12 protein-coding genes are annotated in these 12,341 nt (G+C 39.9%); 4 read left to right on the forward strand and 8 right to left on the reverse strand.

Features of this window, described 5'->3' with window-relative positions:
- The first annotated feature begins 48 nt into the window (after nucleotides 1–48).
- The gene (locus tag PCC7418_RS17935; protein WP_015227604.1) at nucleotides 49–1,470 is read left to right on the forward strand and encodes a carotenoid oxygenase family protein; all 1,422 of its coding nucleotides are present in this window, start codon (nucleotides 49–51) and stop codon (nucleotides 1,468–1,470) included.
- 112 nt (nucleotides 1,471–1,582) lie between these two features.
- Nucleotides 1,583–1,864: a helix-turn-helix transcriptional regulator gene (locus PCC7418_RS17940; protein WP_015227605.1), complete on the forward strand. Its 282-nt coding sequence runs from the start codon at nucleotides 1,583–1,585 to the stop codon at nucleotides 1,862–1,864.
- Nucleotides 1,865–2,016: 152 nt separating this feature from the next.
- On the opposite strand, the gene PCC7418_RS17945 is transcribed toward PCC7418_RS17940, so the two are convergent.
- The 3 genes from PCC7418_RS17945 to PCC7418_RS17955 all read right to left on the reverse strand — a co-directional run bounded on the left by PCC7418_RS17945 (nucleotide 2,017) and on the right by PCC7418_RS17955 (nucleotide 4,485).
- Nucleotides 2,017–2,754: a lipoate--protein ligase family protein gene (locus tag PCC7418_RS17945; protein WP_015227606.1), complete on the reverse strand. Its 738-nt coding sequence runs from the start codon at nucleotides 2,752–2,754 to the stop codon at nucleotides 2,017–2,019.
- Entirely contained in the window at nucleotides 2,717–3,205 is a 489-nt protein-coding gene (locus tag PCC7418_RS17950; protein ID WP_015227607.1) for a YbjN domain-containing protein, read from the reverse strand. The genes PCC7418_RS17945 and PCC7418_RS17950 overlap by 38 nt, the downstream gene beginning before the upstream one ends.
- Before the next feature lie 263 nt (nucleotides 3,206–3,468).
- The gene (locus PCC7418_RS17955; RefSeq protein ID WP_015227608.1) at nucleotides 3,469–4,485 is read right to left on the reverse strand and encodes a PRC-barrel domain-containing protein; all 1,017 of its coding nucleotides are present in this window, start codon (nucleotides 4,483–4,485) and stop codon (nucleotides 3,469–3,471) included.
- A 411-nt stretch (nucleotides 4,486–4,896) separates the two neighbouring features.
- Here PCC7418_RS17955 and PCC7418_RS17960 point away from each other — a divergent pair, with 411 nt between their 5' ends.
- Nucleotides 4,897–6,225 carry a cytochrome P450 gene (locus tag PCC7418_RS17960; protein ID WP_015227609.1) on the forward strand — a complete coding sequence of 443 codons (1,329 nt, stop codon included), beginning with the start codon at nucleotides 4,897–4,899 and terminating at the stop codon, nucleotides 6,223–6,225.
- A 296-nt stretch (nucleotides 6,226–6,521) separates the two neighbouring features.
- On the forward strand, nucleotides 6,522–7,559 hold the full coding sequence (locus PCC7418_RS17965; protein ID WP_015227610.1) for a low specificity L-threonine aldolase: 1,038 nt from the start codon (nucleotides 6,522–6,524) through the stop codon (nucleotides 7,557–7,559).
- Nucleotides 7,560–7,631: 72 nt separating this feature from the next.
- On the opposite strand, the gene PCC7418_RS17970 is transcribed toward PCC7418_RS17965, so the two are convergent.
- From PCC7418_RS17970 to PCC7418_RS17990, 5 genes are all read right to left on the reverse strand, one after another.
- On the reverse strand, nucleotides 7,632–7,919 hold the full coding sequence (locus PCC7418_RS17970) for a type II toxin-antitoxin system RelE/ParE family toxin (protein WP_015227611.1): 288 nt from the start codon (nucleotides 7,917–7,919) through the stop codon (nucleotides 7,632–7,634).
- Nucleotides 7,909–8,136 (reverse strand): addiction module protein, encoded by a 228-nt coding sequence (locus tag PCC7418_RS17975; RefSeq protein WP_015227612.1) that lies wholly within the window; start codon nucleotides 8,134–8,136, stop codon nucleotides 7,909–7,911. Before PCC7418_RS17975 ends, PCC7418_RS17970 begins: the two co-directional genes overlap by 11 nt.
- 205 nt (nucleotides 8,137–8,341) lie before the next feature.
- Nucleotides 8,342–9,082: a DUF4145 domain-containing protein gene (locus tag PCC7418_RS17980; protein WP_015227613.1), complete on the reverse strand. Its 741-nt coding sequence runs from the start codon at nucleotides 9,080–9,082 to the stop codon at nucleotides 8,342–8,344.
- A complete protein-coding gene (locus tag PCC7418_RS17985; RefSeq protein ID WP_015227614.1) occupies nucleotides 9,075–10,376 on the reverse strand; it encodes a DUF1565 domain-containing protein in 1,302 nt (433 codons plus the stop codon). The genes PCC7418_RS17980 and PCC7418_RS17985 overlap by 8 nt, the downstream gene beginning before the upstream one ends.
- A 16-nt stretch (nucleotides 10,377–10,392) precedes the next feature.
- Nucleotides 10,393–12,276: a serine/threonine-protein kinase gene (locus PCC7418_RS17990; protein ID WP_015227615.1), complete on the reverse strand. Its 1,884-nt coding sequence runs from the start codon at nucleotides 12,274–12,276 to the stop codon at nucleotides 10,393–10,395.
- Between the last annotated feature and the right edge of the window lie 65 nt (nucleotides 12,277–12,341).

Genomic DNA, 12,341 nt, shown 5'->3' on the forward strand with positions numbered 1-12,341 from the left:
CTGTGTTGACGATTCCTAAATCGCCTCATCTGAAATAAATTTGCTTTTATGCCACAAAATCCTTGGTTTCAAGCCATCCAAAAACCCGCTCAGGAATTTCCACTGACCCCGCTTCCTCTCATATCTGGACAACTTCCCTCTCGTTTACAGGGAACGCTTTATCGCAATGGTCCGGGTTGTTTAGAACGCGGTGGACAAAAAGTGGGACATTGGTTTGATGGGGATGGCGCAGTGTTGGCGGTTCATTTCACCTCGGAAGGGGCGAAAGCGGTTTATCGCTATGTCCAAACCGCAGGCTACCAAGCCGAAGTTGCAGCCAACCAATACTTATATCCCAATTACGGAATGACGGTTCCTGGCCCGTTGTGGAAGCGTTGGGGGAAAGATGTTAAAAATAGTGCTAACACCTCGGTTTTGGCTCTAGAAGACAGGGTTTTAGCGTTATGGGAAGGGGGACTTCCTTATGCTCTTGATCCGACTGATTTAAAAACATGGGGAACCGATTTGTTAGAGGGGTTATCACCAAATTCGCCCTTTTCCGCCCATCCCAAAATCGATCCGAAAACAGGAGAAATTTATAATTTTGGAGTTGTTCCAGGGACAAAAACTCGCTTACAAGTGTATAAGAGTACGGCTCAGGGGAAAGTTGTTAAAACTGAAAGTGTCAAACTAGATGGGTTACCCCTGATTCATGATTTTGTTTTAGCGGGACAATATTTAGTCTTTTTCGTTCCTCCTGTGCGGGTTTCTCTACTTCCTGTTTTACTCGGCTTGAAAAGTTTTAGTGATGGGATGCAGTGGAAACCAGAGTTAGGCACAGAAATTATTGTGATTGATCGCGCGAGTCTTTCTGTTGTCAACCGATCACGCACTGAGGCTTGGTATCAATGGCATTTTGCTAACGGCTATGAGGAACAAGATGGAACAGTTGTCGCTCAATTCATCCGTTATCCCGATTTTAAAACCAATGAATACCTAAAATCAATTCCCACAGGAGAACCGAAAACCAATGCTCAAGGAAACTTTTGGCAATTGCGGTTTGATCCAAAAACAGGGAAAGTGCTGAGTAATGAACCCTTATTAGAACAAGATTGTGAGTTTCCTGTTGTTGCCCCGCAAACCGTGGGACAATCACAGCAAGAAACCTATTTGTCTGTCCATCAAGAAGGGGTTGATCCGCAACAAGAATTATATGGCGCGATCGCGTGTTATCATCATCCTACTCAGACCTTAACCGTTGCGGAAGCGGGATTGAATCGTTACCCCAGCGAGCCAATTTATGCGGATGATCCAGAAGGGTCAGGATGGTTACTAACAGTTGTTTACGATGCAAACCAAGATCAAAGTGAAGTTTGGATTTATCAACGGGATCAATTAACGGTTGATCCCATCTGCCGTCTTCAACTGCCAAAAGTGATCCCCCATAGTTTTCATGGTACTTGGCAACCGCAAAAACATCAAAATTGGTAAACAGAGAATCATCTATCGTTACAATAAAATTAAGAACATGAGTAAATTTGCTTGGGGACGTTAATCTAACTTAAGCAGCCATCTTTTTAGTTACCCTAACGGAGAAAAATTTATGACGGATAGCAACTTAAATACCCCCATTGCCATCTCAGGACGAGAAATGGAAATTATTGAGTTAGTCGCAGCTGGTTTAACCAATCAAGAAATCGCTCAAAAGCTAGAAATTAGCAAGCGCACCGTTGACAATCATATTAGTAATATTTTGACGAAAACTTCCACTGAAAACCGAGTGGCGTTAGTCCGTTGGGCTTTGCAGTGGGGAAAAGTTTGCTTAGATGATGTCAACTGCTGCATTCTACCCACCGCACAAAAAGAAACCTCATCAGAAAATTAGTGATAGCAGTTTTCACGCTTCTTGAGGTACATTCTCAATTTTTGTTCTTTGTTGTTGGTTCTTCGTTGTTGGGCTTAAAACAGAAGACCAGTTACAGTAATTAACCAACACCATCCACCGACTCGCTTTGTGCCTCAAGAGATCATAGATCGCTAGATGAAAGCTCTAATCTGGTCCCACTCTTGTGAGGTTAAAGGTTGAGTTACTAATTGCATCTGGAAGGAGCGTTGTGCAGCTAGTTTGAGATGAGCAATAATCTCTTCCTGTGTTACTTGGAAGGGGATCACCCTGGGTGTTTGATTAAATACTGCTTGGAATAACTCAGGATCAGGGTGCAGTTGCATTGAACCATGCTGTAACACGGTTTCTCCCCGTCTCAGTTGGGCACTCCCAATCAATTTTTCTCCCTGAGCGGTTACTAAATCAGCCCCAGTAGCCATCTGAAAACAGTTGGCAACTTCTCGATACCCGCGTCCTTGATGTCCATAAAATAAGGGAATGCCAAGGTTTTTCCAACCCGAAATTAAAAACTCACAAATTGCTTCATACACGGCAAGGCGTTTCCCTGAGATCCCTGACCAGACAACGGCATAGGTTAAGTCTCCCTGATGTAAGACAGCCCTTCCCCCTGTGGGGCGACGCACTAAATCTAGGGTTTCTTGGGCTGCGAATTGTTGCCATTGCTCTGGATATCGTTTTTGATGATAGCCAAGGGAAATCGCTGCGGGATGCCAAGTGTAGAAGCGCAAAGTCGGCGGATGTTGCTGATGTTGACATTGATGCAACAACCACCGATCAATTGCCATTTGGAGTTTCCCTGATGCGGGAATCAGAGGAAGATAGCGCCAAACTTTACTGATTTCCAAATTCTGCTTGTAGGGTTTCGTCATTATCATCCGCGATCGAAGCCACCAAAGTAATGGCGCGAGAAATTTCCACAGGGGATAAATCCGCGACGGTACGATGGGTTAAAACGACCACTTCTTGATTATAAAGGGCAAATGCGGTTTCATAAGTTTCCGACCAGTTCATTTCTAGTAACTTCCGCATTAACCTAGCTTCATCATTAACCGGAAGTTTCAGCACGGATGACCAAACCGCAAGGGTATCTTCATCGCTTTCGCCAGTCAGTTGAACAAAAACTTCCACACTGCCATACTGAAATTTCCACAGATGACCGCCATCGCGGTGGCTCACCATTGCCGTGTCATTTTGGTCAAGGCTGGAAATCACAGTTTCAATGACTTCGACGTGAGTTGCACTGGCTTCTCCGTTGAGTAAATCGTCAGTTTCTTCAACGGTGAGTAGTTCTTCTTTTCCGCCTGGATTTTCGCTTGTCATAGAATTATATCCGATACATTTATGCTAAGGTTTGCTAATAACACATAAATTGAGATCTTCTCTCAACCAAGGTGTATCAACGAATGCGCGGAGAAAAATTAAATTCCCCGTCCATCGTTGAAATAGGGTAGGCTTCATTCAAATCAAGAATAATCTTTTTTTTCAAGGCACGTCAGACCCCAAGAGAGGTTAGCGTACCTTAATGTATATTAGCAAAGGAATGCTTAAGATTTCGTTTTCTGTTGCAAGCTCTAACCTAATCTCTAATAATTGGTTTCTTCTTCGTATTCTGGTTCTTTTTCGGTTTCTTTTTCTTTCGCTTTTGGTTTTTCAGGAAGATTTACTTTTGGTGGAACATAGGTCTCATCCTCATCTCTCCAGACATCTTCTTCAATCTCTTCATCCTCAAACCGATTGAGCGGTTCTGGTTCGTATTCTGGTTCATCATAGGGAGCGTTTGCATCTCCCCAGTTATCTTCTTCTAACACTGCTTCTTGATAACGGATAGACTCTTCCTGACGGGGAAGGGGTTCGGGTTCATCCCATTCTTCTTCTGTCCATGCTTGTTCATAAACCCGTTCTTCTTCTTCTTCATAAGCGGGTTCGCGGATGGGTTCACGAGTTTCAACTGGTTCTTGGCGTACAGGGGGACGTTCTGGTAAGCCTGTTCCCAGTTGATTTTCTGGACGTGCTGTTGGTGGGGTATAGTAAAGATCGTCGTCGTCTTTTTCCCAAGGTGCTCTGCCAATTCCCATGCGTTCCAGAAGTCCCACAGTTAGCTGAGTGAGGCGTTCTTCTGCTCCTTCAAAAACAATAATTCGATTGGGACCGCTACTGACAATTTCTTCAATAGGAAGTTCGTAGGTACTGATCACTTGATCGGGAATTTGTGGATATCCCCAAGAGGCGACAATAAGGGAAGAGACTTTACCATCATCCATATTGAATTGAAAGTCGCGAACCCGCCCTAACATTTCTCCGTCTTCGGTGATGACTTCACAGTTGATCAAAGCGCTGAGGGCTTCAATATCAACATCTTCAATCACTTCTTCATCTTCCACTAGAATGACATCTCCACTTTGAGAAATGTCTTCTAGATACATATAGCGTGGCATCCCTGCAACGGAGATCAAGTTGTCGCGTAACCCCAAGGCTACCACTTCCCGCCGGTCAATATCGACGAGCATTTCTTTCACAACGCCTAAGCGTTTTCCACTGTTGCGGGTGATAACTTGGGTATTGATAACTTCAGAGCGTAAACGATTGAATTCAGTTGTCATTGTTTTGTTCTGCTAGTCCTTGATCTCGCAGCTTGTATCAGTCAATAATAGTTAGCTAATTTATAACTTTTAGGGTCAGAGCGGGTTGACCGCGCCTTGCCTACTCATCTTATCGTACTTGATGTTAAGACTTGGGGTTACATTGAGAAAACTTCTGTGTCTATAGTTGTGGTGGAGAGTTGATTGACGATGCGCGATCGCGCTGGCTATTCAACTATTGTAACGAATGATTCGGAATTTCTTCTATCTACTCGCATTTGTAGCTGTGCTGAATCTTGAGGAATTATCTTGTTATCCTTTCGTTTCCGACTCATCTAGCCCAACCTTGGAGTGGTAAGGAAAAGAGAGTCAATGAAAATTAGACCACTTAAAATTAAATTAGGCGATCAAGCAAGTGGAGTCGTTTAATTGATGTCAGAAGTTTCAAAACCTTTACCGCCTGGTTCTCTTGGTTTACCGATTATTGGTGAAACCCTCTCTTTCTTACTGGACCGCAATTTTGCATATAAGCGAGAACAAGAGTTTGGATCGATCTATAAGACTAATATATTAGGTCGAAAAACAATTTTTATGACGGGTGCAGAAGCGAATAAGTTTATCCTTTCCAGTCATATGGATCATTTTTCTTGGGGTCAAGGATGGCCAGAGAATTTCAGGAAACTTCTCGGTGAATCTTTATTTCTCCAAGATGGGGAAGAGCATCGACGCAACCGTAAATTACTGATGCCAGCTTTTCATGGTCAAGCCTTGGTTAATTATACCCAAACGATGGAGGAAATTATTCAGAAGTATTTTAAAAAGTGGCATAGTCAAGAAAATTTTGCTTGGTTTACTGAACTGAAACAAATGACATTTGAAATTGCGAGTGTCCTCTTACTGGGAACAACGCCTGGGGAACAAACTGAACGATTATCGCAATGGTTTACTGACCTGACTAATGGTTTATTTGCTATCTTTCCGATTGAAGCCTCTTGGACAAAATATGGTAAAGCAATTGCAGCGCGCGATCGGCTTTTAGATTATCTTGACGAAGAAATAGAACGCAGAAAATCAAATCCTGGAAAAGATACCTTAGGGTTGATGTTGCAAACCAGTGATGAAAATGGTGATTATCTGACCCGAGAAGAAATTAAAGTACAGGCTTTGTTAATGTTATTTGCGGGGCATGAAACAACAACATCAATGTTAACCTCATTGTGTATGAGTTTAGCACAAAATCCTAACTTATTAGCGAAAGCGAGAAAAGAACAAGAAGACTTAGGAATTGAAGGTGAGTTAACCTTAGAAAAACTAAAACAAATGACGTATCTTGATCAGATTCTTAAGGAGGTTGAACGTCTTTATCCTCCAGTTGCTGGTGGATTTCGTGGTGTCGTGAAATCGTTTACATTTAAGGGATACTATGTTCCCAAGGGTTGGATTGTTAGCTATCGGATTACTTCTTCCCATCAAGATAGTCAAATTTTCTCAAATCCTAAAACCTTTGATCCAGATCGGTTTAGCCCTGAACGAGCAGAACATAAAAAGAAAGAATATAGTTTAGTTGGTTTTGGTGGGGGACCGCGCTTTTGTCTGGGCTATGCTTTTGCACAAATGGAAATGAAAATTTTCGCGTCTTTACTCTTACGTTATTGTCAGTGGGACATCTTACCGGATCAAGATTTAACGCTCGAACCGATTCCAACTTTACATCCGAAGTCAGGGTTGAAAGTTACTTTTTCTAGCTCCTTATCGGTCTAGAATTTTTATTAGTAATTCTGATATTTTGATTTTTTGTTTCAGTGTTTGAAAGTTTCTGATTACATAAATTGCTACTAATTTTACAACAGAAGATAACTTTTTCATTTAAGATAAAGGTTAGTCACCTAGTTGACTGACAAAACTTCTGAAAGCCCTATTTGATCGTAGGTGGGGAAGCGCGATCGTGTAACCCAACAAGACTCTTACTGGTGTTGGGTTTCGTTACCAAGGGCCCAACCTACGTTTTGAATCTTTTGCCAGTCAATCAGGGTTAGTAACTCTCTTTCAATAAATTAATGTTAGAACAATTTGCTAGTGATAATTATTCTGGTATTTGTCCAGAAGTGATGGCGTATATGAATCGCGCTAATCAGGGTAATGCTGTGGCTTATGGTAACGATGAATGGACACAGAAAGCTGCTGATTATTTCCGCACTTTATTTGAAACCGATTGTGATGTTTTTTTCGTCTTTAATGGGACAGCAGCGAATTCTTTATCTTTAGCGACGCTTTGCCAATCCTATCATAGTGTTATTTGCCACGAAGTTGCTCATATTGAAACCGATGAATGTGGCGCACCAGAACTCGCTTCTCATGGTTCTAAATTATTATTAGGTCGAGGGGAAAATGGCAAACTCACCCCAGAATCTATTGCGGAAATTGTCAATAAACGAGTGGATATTCACTATCCTAAACCGAGGGCAATTAGTATCACTCAACCGACAGAAGTGGGGACGTTATATAGTATTGAAGAATTAATGGCAATTCAGGACGTTGCCCAACAATACGGATTAAAAATTCATATGGATGGGGCAAGATTTGCCAATGCAATTGTTGCCATGAATCAAACACCAGCCGACCTTAGTTGGAAATGTGGGGTTGATGTCTTGTGTTTTTGTGGGACTAAAAATGGGATGGCTGTAGGGGAAGCAATTATTTTCTTTAATAAATCGTTAGCAGAAGATTTTGCCTATCGCTGTAAACAAGCTGGGCAATTGGCTTCTAAAATGCGCTTTATTGCTGCTCCTTTTTTGGGATTATTAGAAACTGGGGCTTGGCGAAAAAATGCTCAACACGCTAATGAATGCGCTGAATATTTAGAGGAAAGATTATCGGTCATTCCTGAGATTGAGTTTATGTTTCCGAGAGAAGTGAATAGTGTTTTTGTAAAGATGCCAGAACGAGTAATTCAATCTTTACGGGAAAAATCTTGGCATTTTTATACGTTTATTGGGGTTGGTGGAGTTCGTTTTGTCTGTGCTTGGGATACAACGAAAGCGAGAATTGATGAGTTAGTTAATGATATTAAAGATGCTATTGCTATTCGTGGGTAAATGTCTAATTCTGCGCGATCGCGCAATTTAAAAGAGTAGCTAAAAGTTGGGTTTCTAGTTAACTAATCTCCTTCAAAGTAAAGAGAAGTAAATGGTAGGGTGAAAAACTGCATATATTAGGATTTCTGTCTCTAAATCTTCATAAAAAATAACATAAGGAAAACGACGAACAATTGCCCTTCGATAGTTTTCATGGATAATTTGAACCATCCTTGGTTGACGTTGAATTAATTGCAGACAAGCATCAACGCAACGGAGAAACTCTTCACCTAAGCCAATCTCTTGTTCTTCATACCAAGTATAAGTCTGAGTTAGATCGTGTTCTGCTTCTGGTAAAATAACCAGACTTTTATTTGCCATTAGAGTTACTACGAATTCTTTCTTTTACGACTTCCCATGAAGCACCTGAATCTGGATTCTTGAAATAGCTTTCTTTTCTCTTTCTAAGTTCTTCTTTTTGCCAATCTAAGACAGGGATTTGTTCTGGAGATTGAGCAATATCATCCCACAAGTCTTCTACCAGTTGTATTTTTTCAGCAGTGGATAATTCAAAAAGCTGAGTGAAGTTTTGATTCATCTTTATTTCTTTGAGCGCTTAAATAGTTCTATTCTAGTCTAGCTTGTGTCGTTGCGATTAGGCTACGCCTATGCTTCGCTTTCCGCGCTATTTGATAGAGTTTAGTGAAAGCTAATAGTTCAGCATTGCTTTGATCATTGTATTCGCTTGTTTGATTGCTTCTTTTTCGTTAGTTTTTGCTATTTCAATAATCGCGATCGCGCTGCTAAATTAAATCGTCTTCTCCCATAAATCTTAAATACTCGATCGCTGCTTCTAGTTCGCTACTAAATCCCTTTTTCCAGCCATCAAAAAATTCTCCTAAATCGCAAATCTGCAGGTATTTTTGTGGGGAAAGACTCTGAAAAGATAAATCGTCTCTCTTCTTTAATTCTTCTAACAACTCAATGGCTTTGCTGTATTCTTCAAAGGAATAATAAAAACTGTTACTTTGGTTCTCGTGACCATTCGGTTTCTGCTGGGATTTTTGTTTCTGATTATTTTTAGTAATGATACACTCGGTTCTAAATTTATCCTGAACTTGTGGAGGTGCTTTCGCTTCACGGACAGCACTTTTTTCAAATTTCACTGCTTCTTTTGCTAGAAATGCTGGATATAAACGGATTAAAGATTTAGCATTGTTAATCGCCTCTTCTGCACTTTTTGAGTCAGTGGTAAAATTACCGTCAATATCAACATGAATTGCTTGATTTCGGGACTGTCGAATCCGATGGAGATAGAAAGCTGTTTCTGGCGCGATCGCTGATTTTTCCACTAATCGAATGAGTCGCCGACGTTGATCGAACTCTTGGGAGAGATCGATTCCCTTTTCTTGAGCAATCATTACCGTTAAAACTTCTCCGAAAATGCCGATTTTCAAAATACTTGCATTCGGATCGGTGTTGATGTATGAATTAGCAGCTTCAAAAAGAGAAGATAGTTTTTGCTTCATTTGACAGTTATTCATGGTTTTCAATTACTACATCATCATAATTTCCTGCAACATTAGGAATAGAATCTGGATAGGATTGATCTATACGACTTGAGCATTTTTCTGATTTAACAAGTGAGTTTTTATTAAAATTAGCCATTTCAATCAATATAGTTCCTTGATCATAATTACAAATTCCAAAGTGTGATTGTTTTGCATTAGATAAGCTAAGATTTTTAATCGTCATTTCACCTTGATTTAATATTCCTGCTCTATTTCCTATAAGTTTTAAGTTTTGGATTGTTGTATTTCCTTGATTGTTAATCCCTAAAATACTATTTTCAATAGTTATTTCTTTTATTTGAGGAGAAGCATCATTGCTAATTTCTAAACTTCCATGATATCTTCTATAAGATGAAGCCCTCTCATAACTATTGTTTAAGATTTTTATTTGATTCAAAGTTGGACTTCCCGAGAAGATAATTAAACTATGAGACCCACTATTATAATTGCTTAACTCGATATCAGTTAAACGGGTATTTGATGAATCAATTACTACCCGCCCATTATTAATCCAAAGCTCTTCTAACATTGTAGAATCTGGCTGGTTATTGTTTTCGGAGTTACCAATTTTTATATTATGGTCTTTAACCTGAAAACTCTTTAAAAAAGTATCGGAAAATAACTTGATATCTGCTAATAAGATTGTAGAGTCTCCACTCCCAACAATATGAATCCCTGAAGTAATCTCAATTGATTGATTTTCTCCACTTCTTTCCGAATACGTTCCTTTATCTAATTTAATGGTAATCTCTTCTTCTGGATTTTCAGCTTGTCTTTTTTGGGCTTCTTTTATCGCCCTTGTCAAACTCCGAAAAGGTTCTTCCTGAGAACCAATATTCTTATTACTCCCATAAGGCGAGACAAAAATAATAGAATCAGCTTCTTTTAATTGCACAGAAGTCGCAAAATTAATTTGCTTGTTCTGATCGGAACCGCTAGGAGAAACAAAAAGGTCAGCTTTAACTTCTCCACTGTCTTTAGTTTCTTCTCCAAAATCTTCTTTTTCTGACTCATTTACCTCAGATTTTGATGTTTCTGGCGAGTGCTGAGTATTTGTTGCTTCCTCCTTATCCTTAGTATTTGGTAGAGAAGTCTGCGTCGTTCCTGTTTCCTCCCCAGCAGTAACTATATCTTCTTTCGGAGTCGAAGTTTGAGGTTGTATTTCATTAGGGGGAGTATAAAATAAGAATGTACAAGCGGAGGGAAGAACTCCTATTAACGGAAAGATAAATAAGCGAAGTAGAATTTTAGAATTGCTTTTGATCATGATAAATTCAATGGTTTTACGGAGAGATTAAGTGAGCTTCTTTTTGCTTAAACTGTTTTTTAGCTCGATGTTTCGCCCAAGGTAAATAAGCATAAACGCAGAGTAAGTAAGTTGTACTAAGACCAGCAATTACTAAAGAAAGCAATCCTGAAAACTGGTTAATAATTGCTAACGCACCTGTAGCGGATAAACCCAGGCTAGCCAAGATAAAGAAAATTGCAAAAACTGGGTTGATTCCTGCTTCTAGTAATGAAACATAGAAGTGATAAAAACTCCCTAAAGCAAATGCAATTCCAGCAAATAAGACAGTAAGATCGCTGATGACATAAAAATTAAGACTTGCCAAATTAAAAAGATATTCGGAAGGAGGAATGTTTTCAGATAAAATCCATTTTGTCCAACCGATTTCTATCAAAGTTGCGATGATAGCAACGATCGCGCTATAGAAGAAAACAATAAGGGGAACCCAGAAGATAAAGGTGATTAAATCAATCTCGCTTTCCGATTTACTCCAAAAAGACAAGCCAAGAGATATCCCGACAAAACTTCCTAGAAACGCTCCTAAGTTAGTGATCCAGTTATAGTGAGGATCGCTAGTTACCAAAGCAATTTGTTGCAGCACTTGATTGAGAAAAGGTAACGCCAGAGAGCCAAAATTAGAGATCAAAGCTGTCGCTATTCCGACCAGACATAAAAAGATTAAAAAACCATAATTTGGGAAAGGAGAAAACGATAGGGGGATGGGGGCTGTTTTGACTCGAATGGGAATGGCGTAAGTTTTTGATTCAGATTGGTTATGAAGAAGGAGCGTTCTCTGATACTCCTGATCAGCTTTGAGTTGACTGGTATCAACTTTAAGATGACAAATCATTTCTTCATCATCTTTATGGGAAAAGTTTGCGGGTTCAAACGCGATCCAACTGTGTCTATTAGGAGTATGAGGCGGATCGGAAGTGTGAGGTGCAACTTCCCATTTTCCTTTTATCTTTGTTTCAGAAATTAGGTTATTGATGGGAATGGCTTGTTTAATTGTTTCCCCAATCTGATTCGCTGTTAAGTTGATAGCGCAATGACTTAAGTTAATTTCCGATCGCGCTTCAATTGCAAGAGGTTGTAGTTTTTTTAGAGCCGTTTCCGCATCAGGATAGCGTTCATCTACACTAGGTTTGGTTAGAGTTTCCAGCCAATTGTAGAATTCTGGTGTTATTTGTTGCGCGATCGCGCTTAAGTCCACTTGAAACTGGCTATCAATCAATTCACCGACTTGGCTAGATTTTTTCCCTGAAATCAGAGCAATCAGGGTAACGCCAAGACTGTATAAATCCGAAGATTTTGAGAGGGAATGGTTGAAAAGCTCTTCAGGTGGAATAAAGCCCATTGTTCCTGATACCGTGCTACTCGATGTCAATTCATCTGAGAGTGCTTTGGCGAAACCGAAATCAACTAAGTAAACCCTGAAATCTTCATCAACTAGAATGTTTTCTGGTTTAAGATCACGGTGAACGACTGAGGGGGTTTGCTTTTGTAAATACTGTAAAATTTCCAGAACTGAAGAAGCAATCTGCTTAATTTCCCTGAGTTCAAAAGAGTGAAACTCACTCAGATTAGAAGCATCTTTATATTCCTGTACAAAACAGAATCCTTCCTCAGATTCAAAATAATCTAAATATTTTGGAATTCCAGGGTGATGAAGTTGTTTCAGGAATTCCAGTTCCCGTTCTACAGCTTGATAATCTGACCAATTGCTTTGAGTAGAAACAAACTTAAACTGTTTAATAACTACGGGTTCTTGGGATGTTATCTGAACAGCTTGATATGTAACTCTAGCACCATGACGATTGACACCTAGAGGTTTAATAATCTCATAACCATAAGCAGAGAAATTAGGGGATTCAGCCATAACATCAATACTGTCTTAACTTCCGATCAAGATTCGCCCCTTGCTTCAGCAGAGAGGTTTTATCT

It is taken from the genome of Halothece sp. PCC 7418 (genome assembly GCF_000317635.1).
Classification (GTDB): Bacteria; Cyanobacteriota; Cyanobacteriia; order Cyanobacteriales; family Rubidibacteraceae; genus Halothece.

Bases quoted from the DNA above. Each gene is read 5' to 3' on its own strand.
- PCC7418_RS17960 (WP_015227609.1), top strand. From the start codon at position 4,897: ATGTCAGAAGTTTCAAAACCTTTACCGCCTGGTTCTCTTGGTTTACCG.
- PCC7418_RS17940 (WP_015227605.1), top strand. From the start codon at position 1,583: ATGACGGATAGCAACTTAAATACCCCCATTGCCATCTCAGGACGAGAA.
- PCC7418_RS17975 (WP_015227612.1), bottom strand. From the start codon at position 8,136: ATGAATCAAAACTTCACTCAGCTTTTTGAATTATCCACTGCTGAAAAA.
- PCC7418_RS17970 (WP_015227611.1), bottom strand. From the start codon at position 7,919: ATGGCAAATAAAAGTCTGGTTATTTTACCAGAAGCAGAACACGATCTA.
- PCC7418_RS17945 (WP_015227606.1), bottom strand. From the start codon at position 2,754: ATGACGAAACCCTACAAGCAGAATTTGGAAATCAGTAAAGTTTGGCGC.
- PCC7418_RS17935 (WP_015227604.1), top strand. From the start codon at position 49: ATGCCACAAAATCCTTGGTTTCAAGCCATCCAAAAACCCGCTCAGGAA.
- PCC7418_RS17955 (WP_015227608.1), bottom strand. From the start codon at position 4,485: ATGACAACTGAATTCAATCGTTTACGCTCTGAAGTTATCAATACCCAA.
- PCC7418_RS17980 (WP_015227613.1), bottom strand. From the start codon at position 9,082: ATGAATAACTGTCAAATGAAGCAAAAACTATCTTCTCTTTTTGAAGCT.
- PCC7418_RS17950 (WP_015227607.1), bottom strand. From the start codon at position 3,205: ATGACAAGCGAAAATCCAGGCGGAAAAGAAGAACTACTCACCGTTGAA.
- PCC7418_RS17990 (WP_015227615.1), bottom strand. From the start codon at position 12,276: ATGGCTGAATCCCCTAATTTCTCTGCTTATGGTTATGAGATTATTAAA.
- PCC7418_RS17985 (WP_015227614.1), bottom strand. From the start codon at position 10,376: ATGATCAAAAGCAATTCTAAAATTCTACTTCGCTTATTTATCTTTCCG.
- PCC7418_RS17965 (WP_015227610.1), top strand. From the start codon at position 6,522: ATGTTAGAACAATTTGCTAGTGATAATTATTCTGGTATTTGTCCAGAA.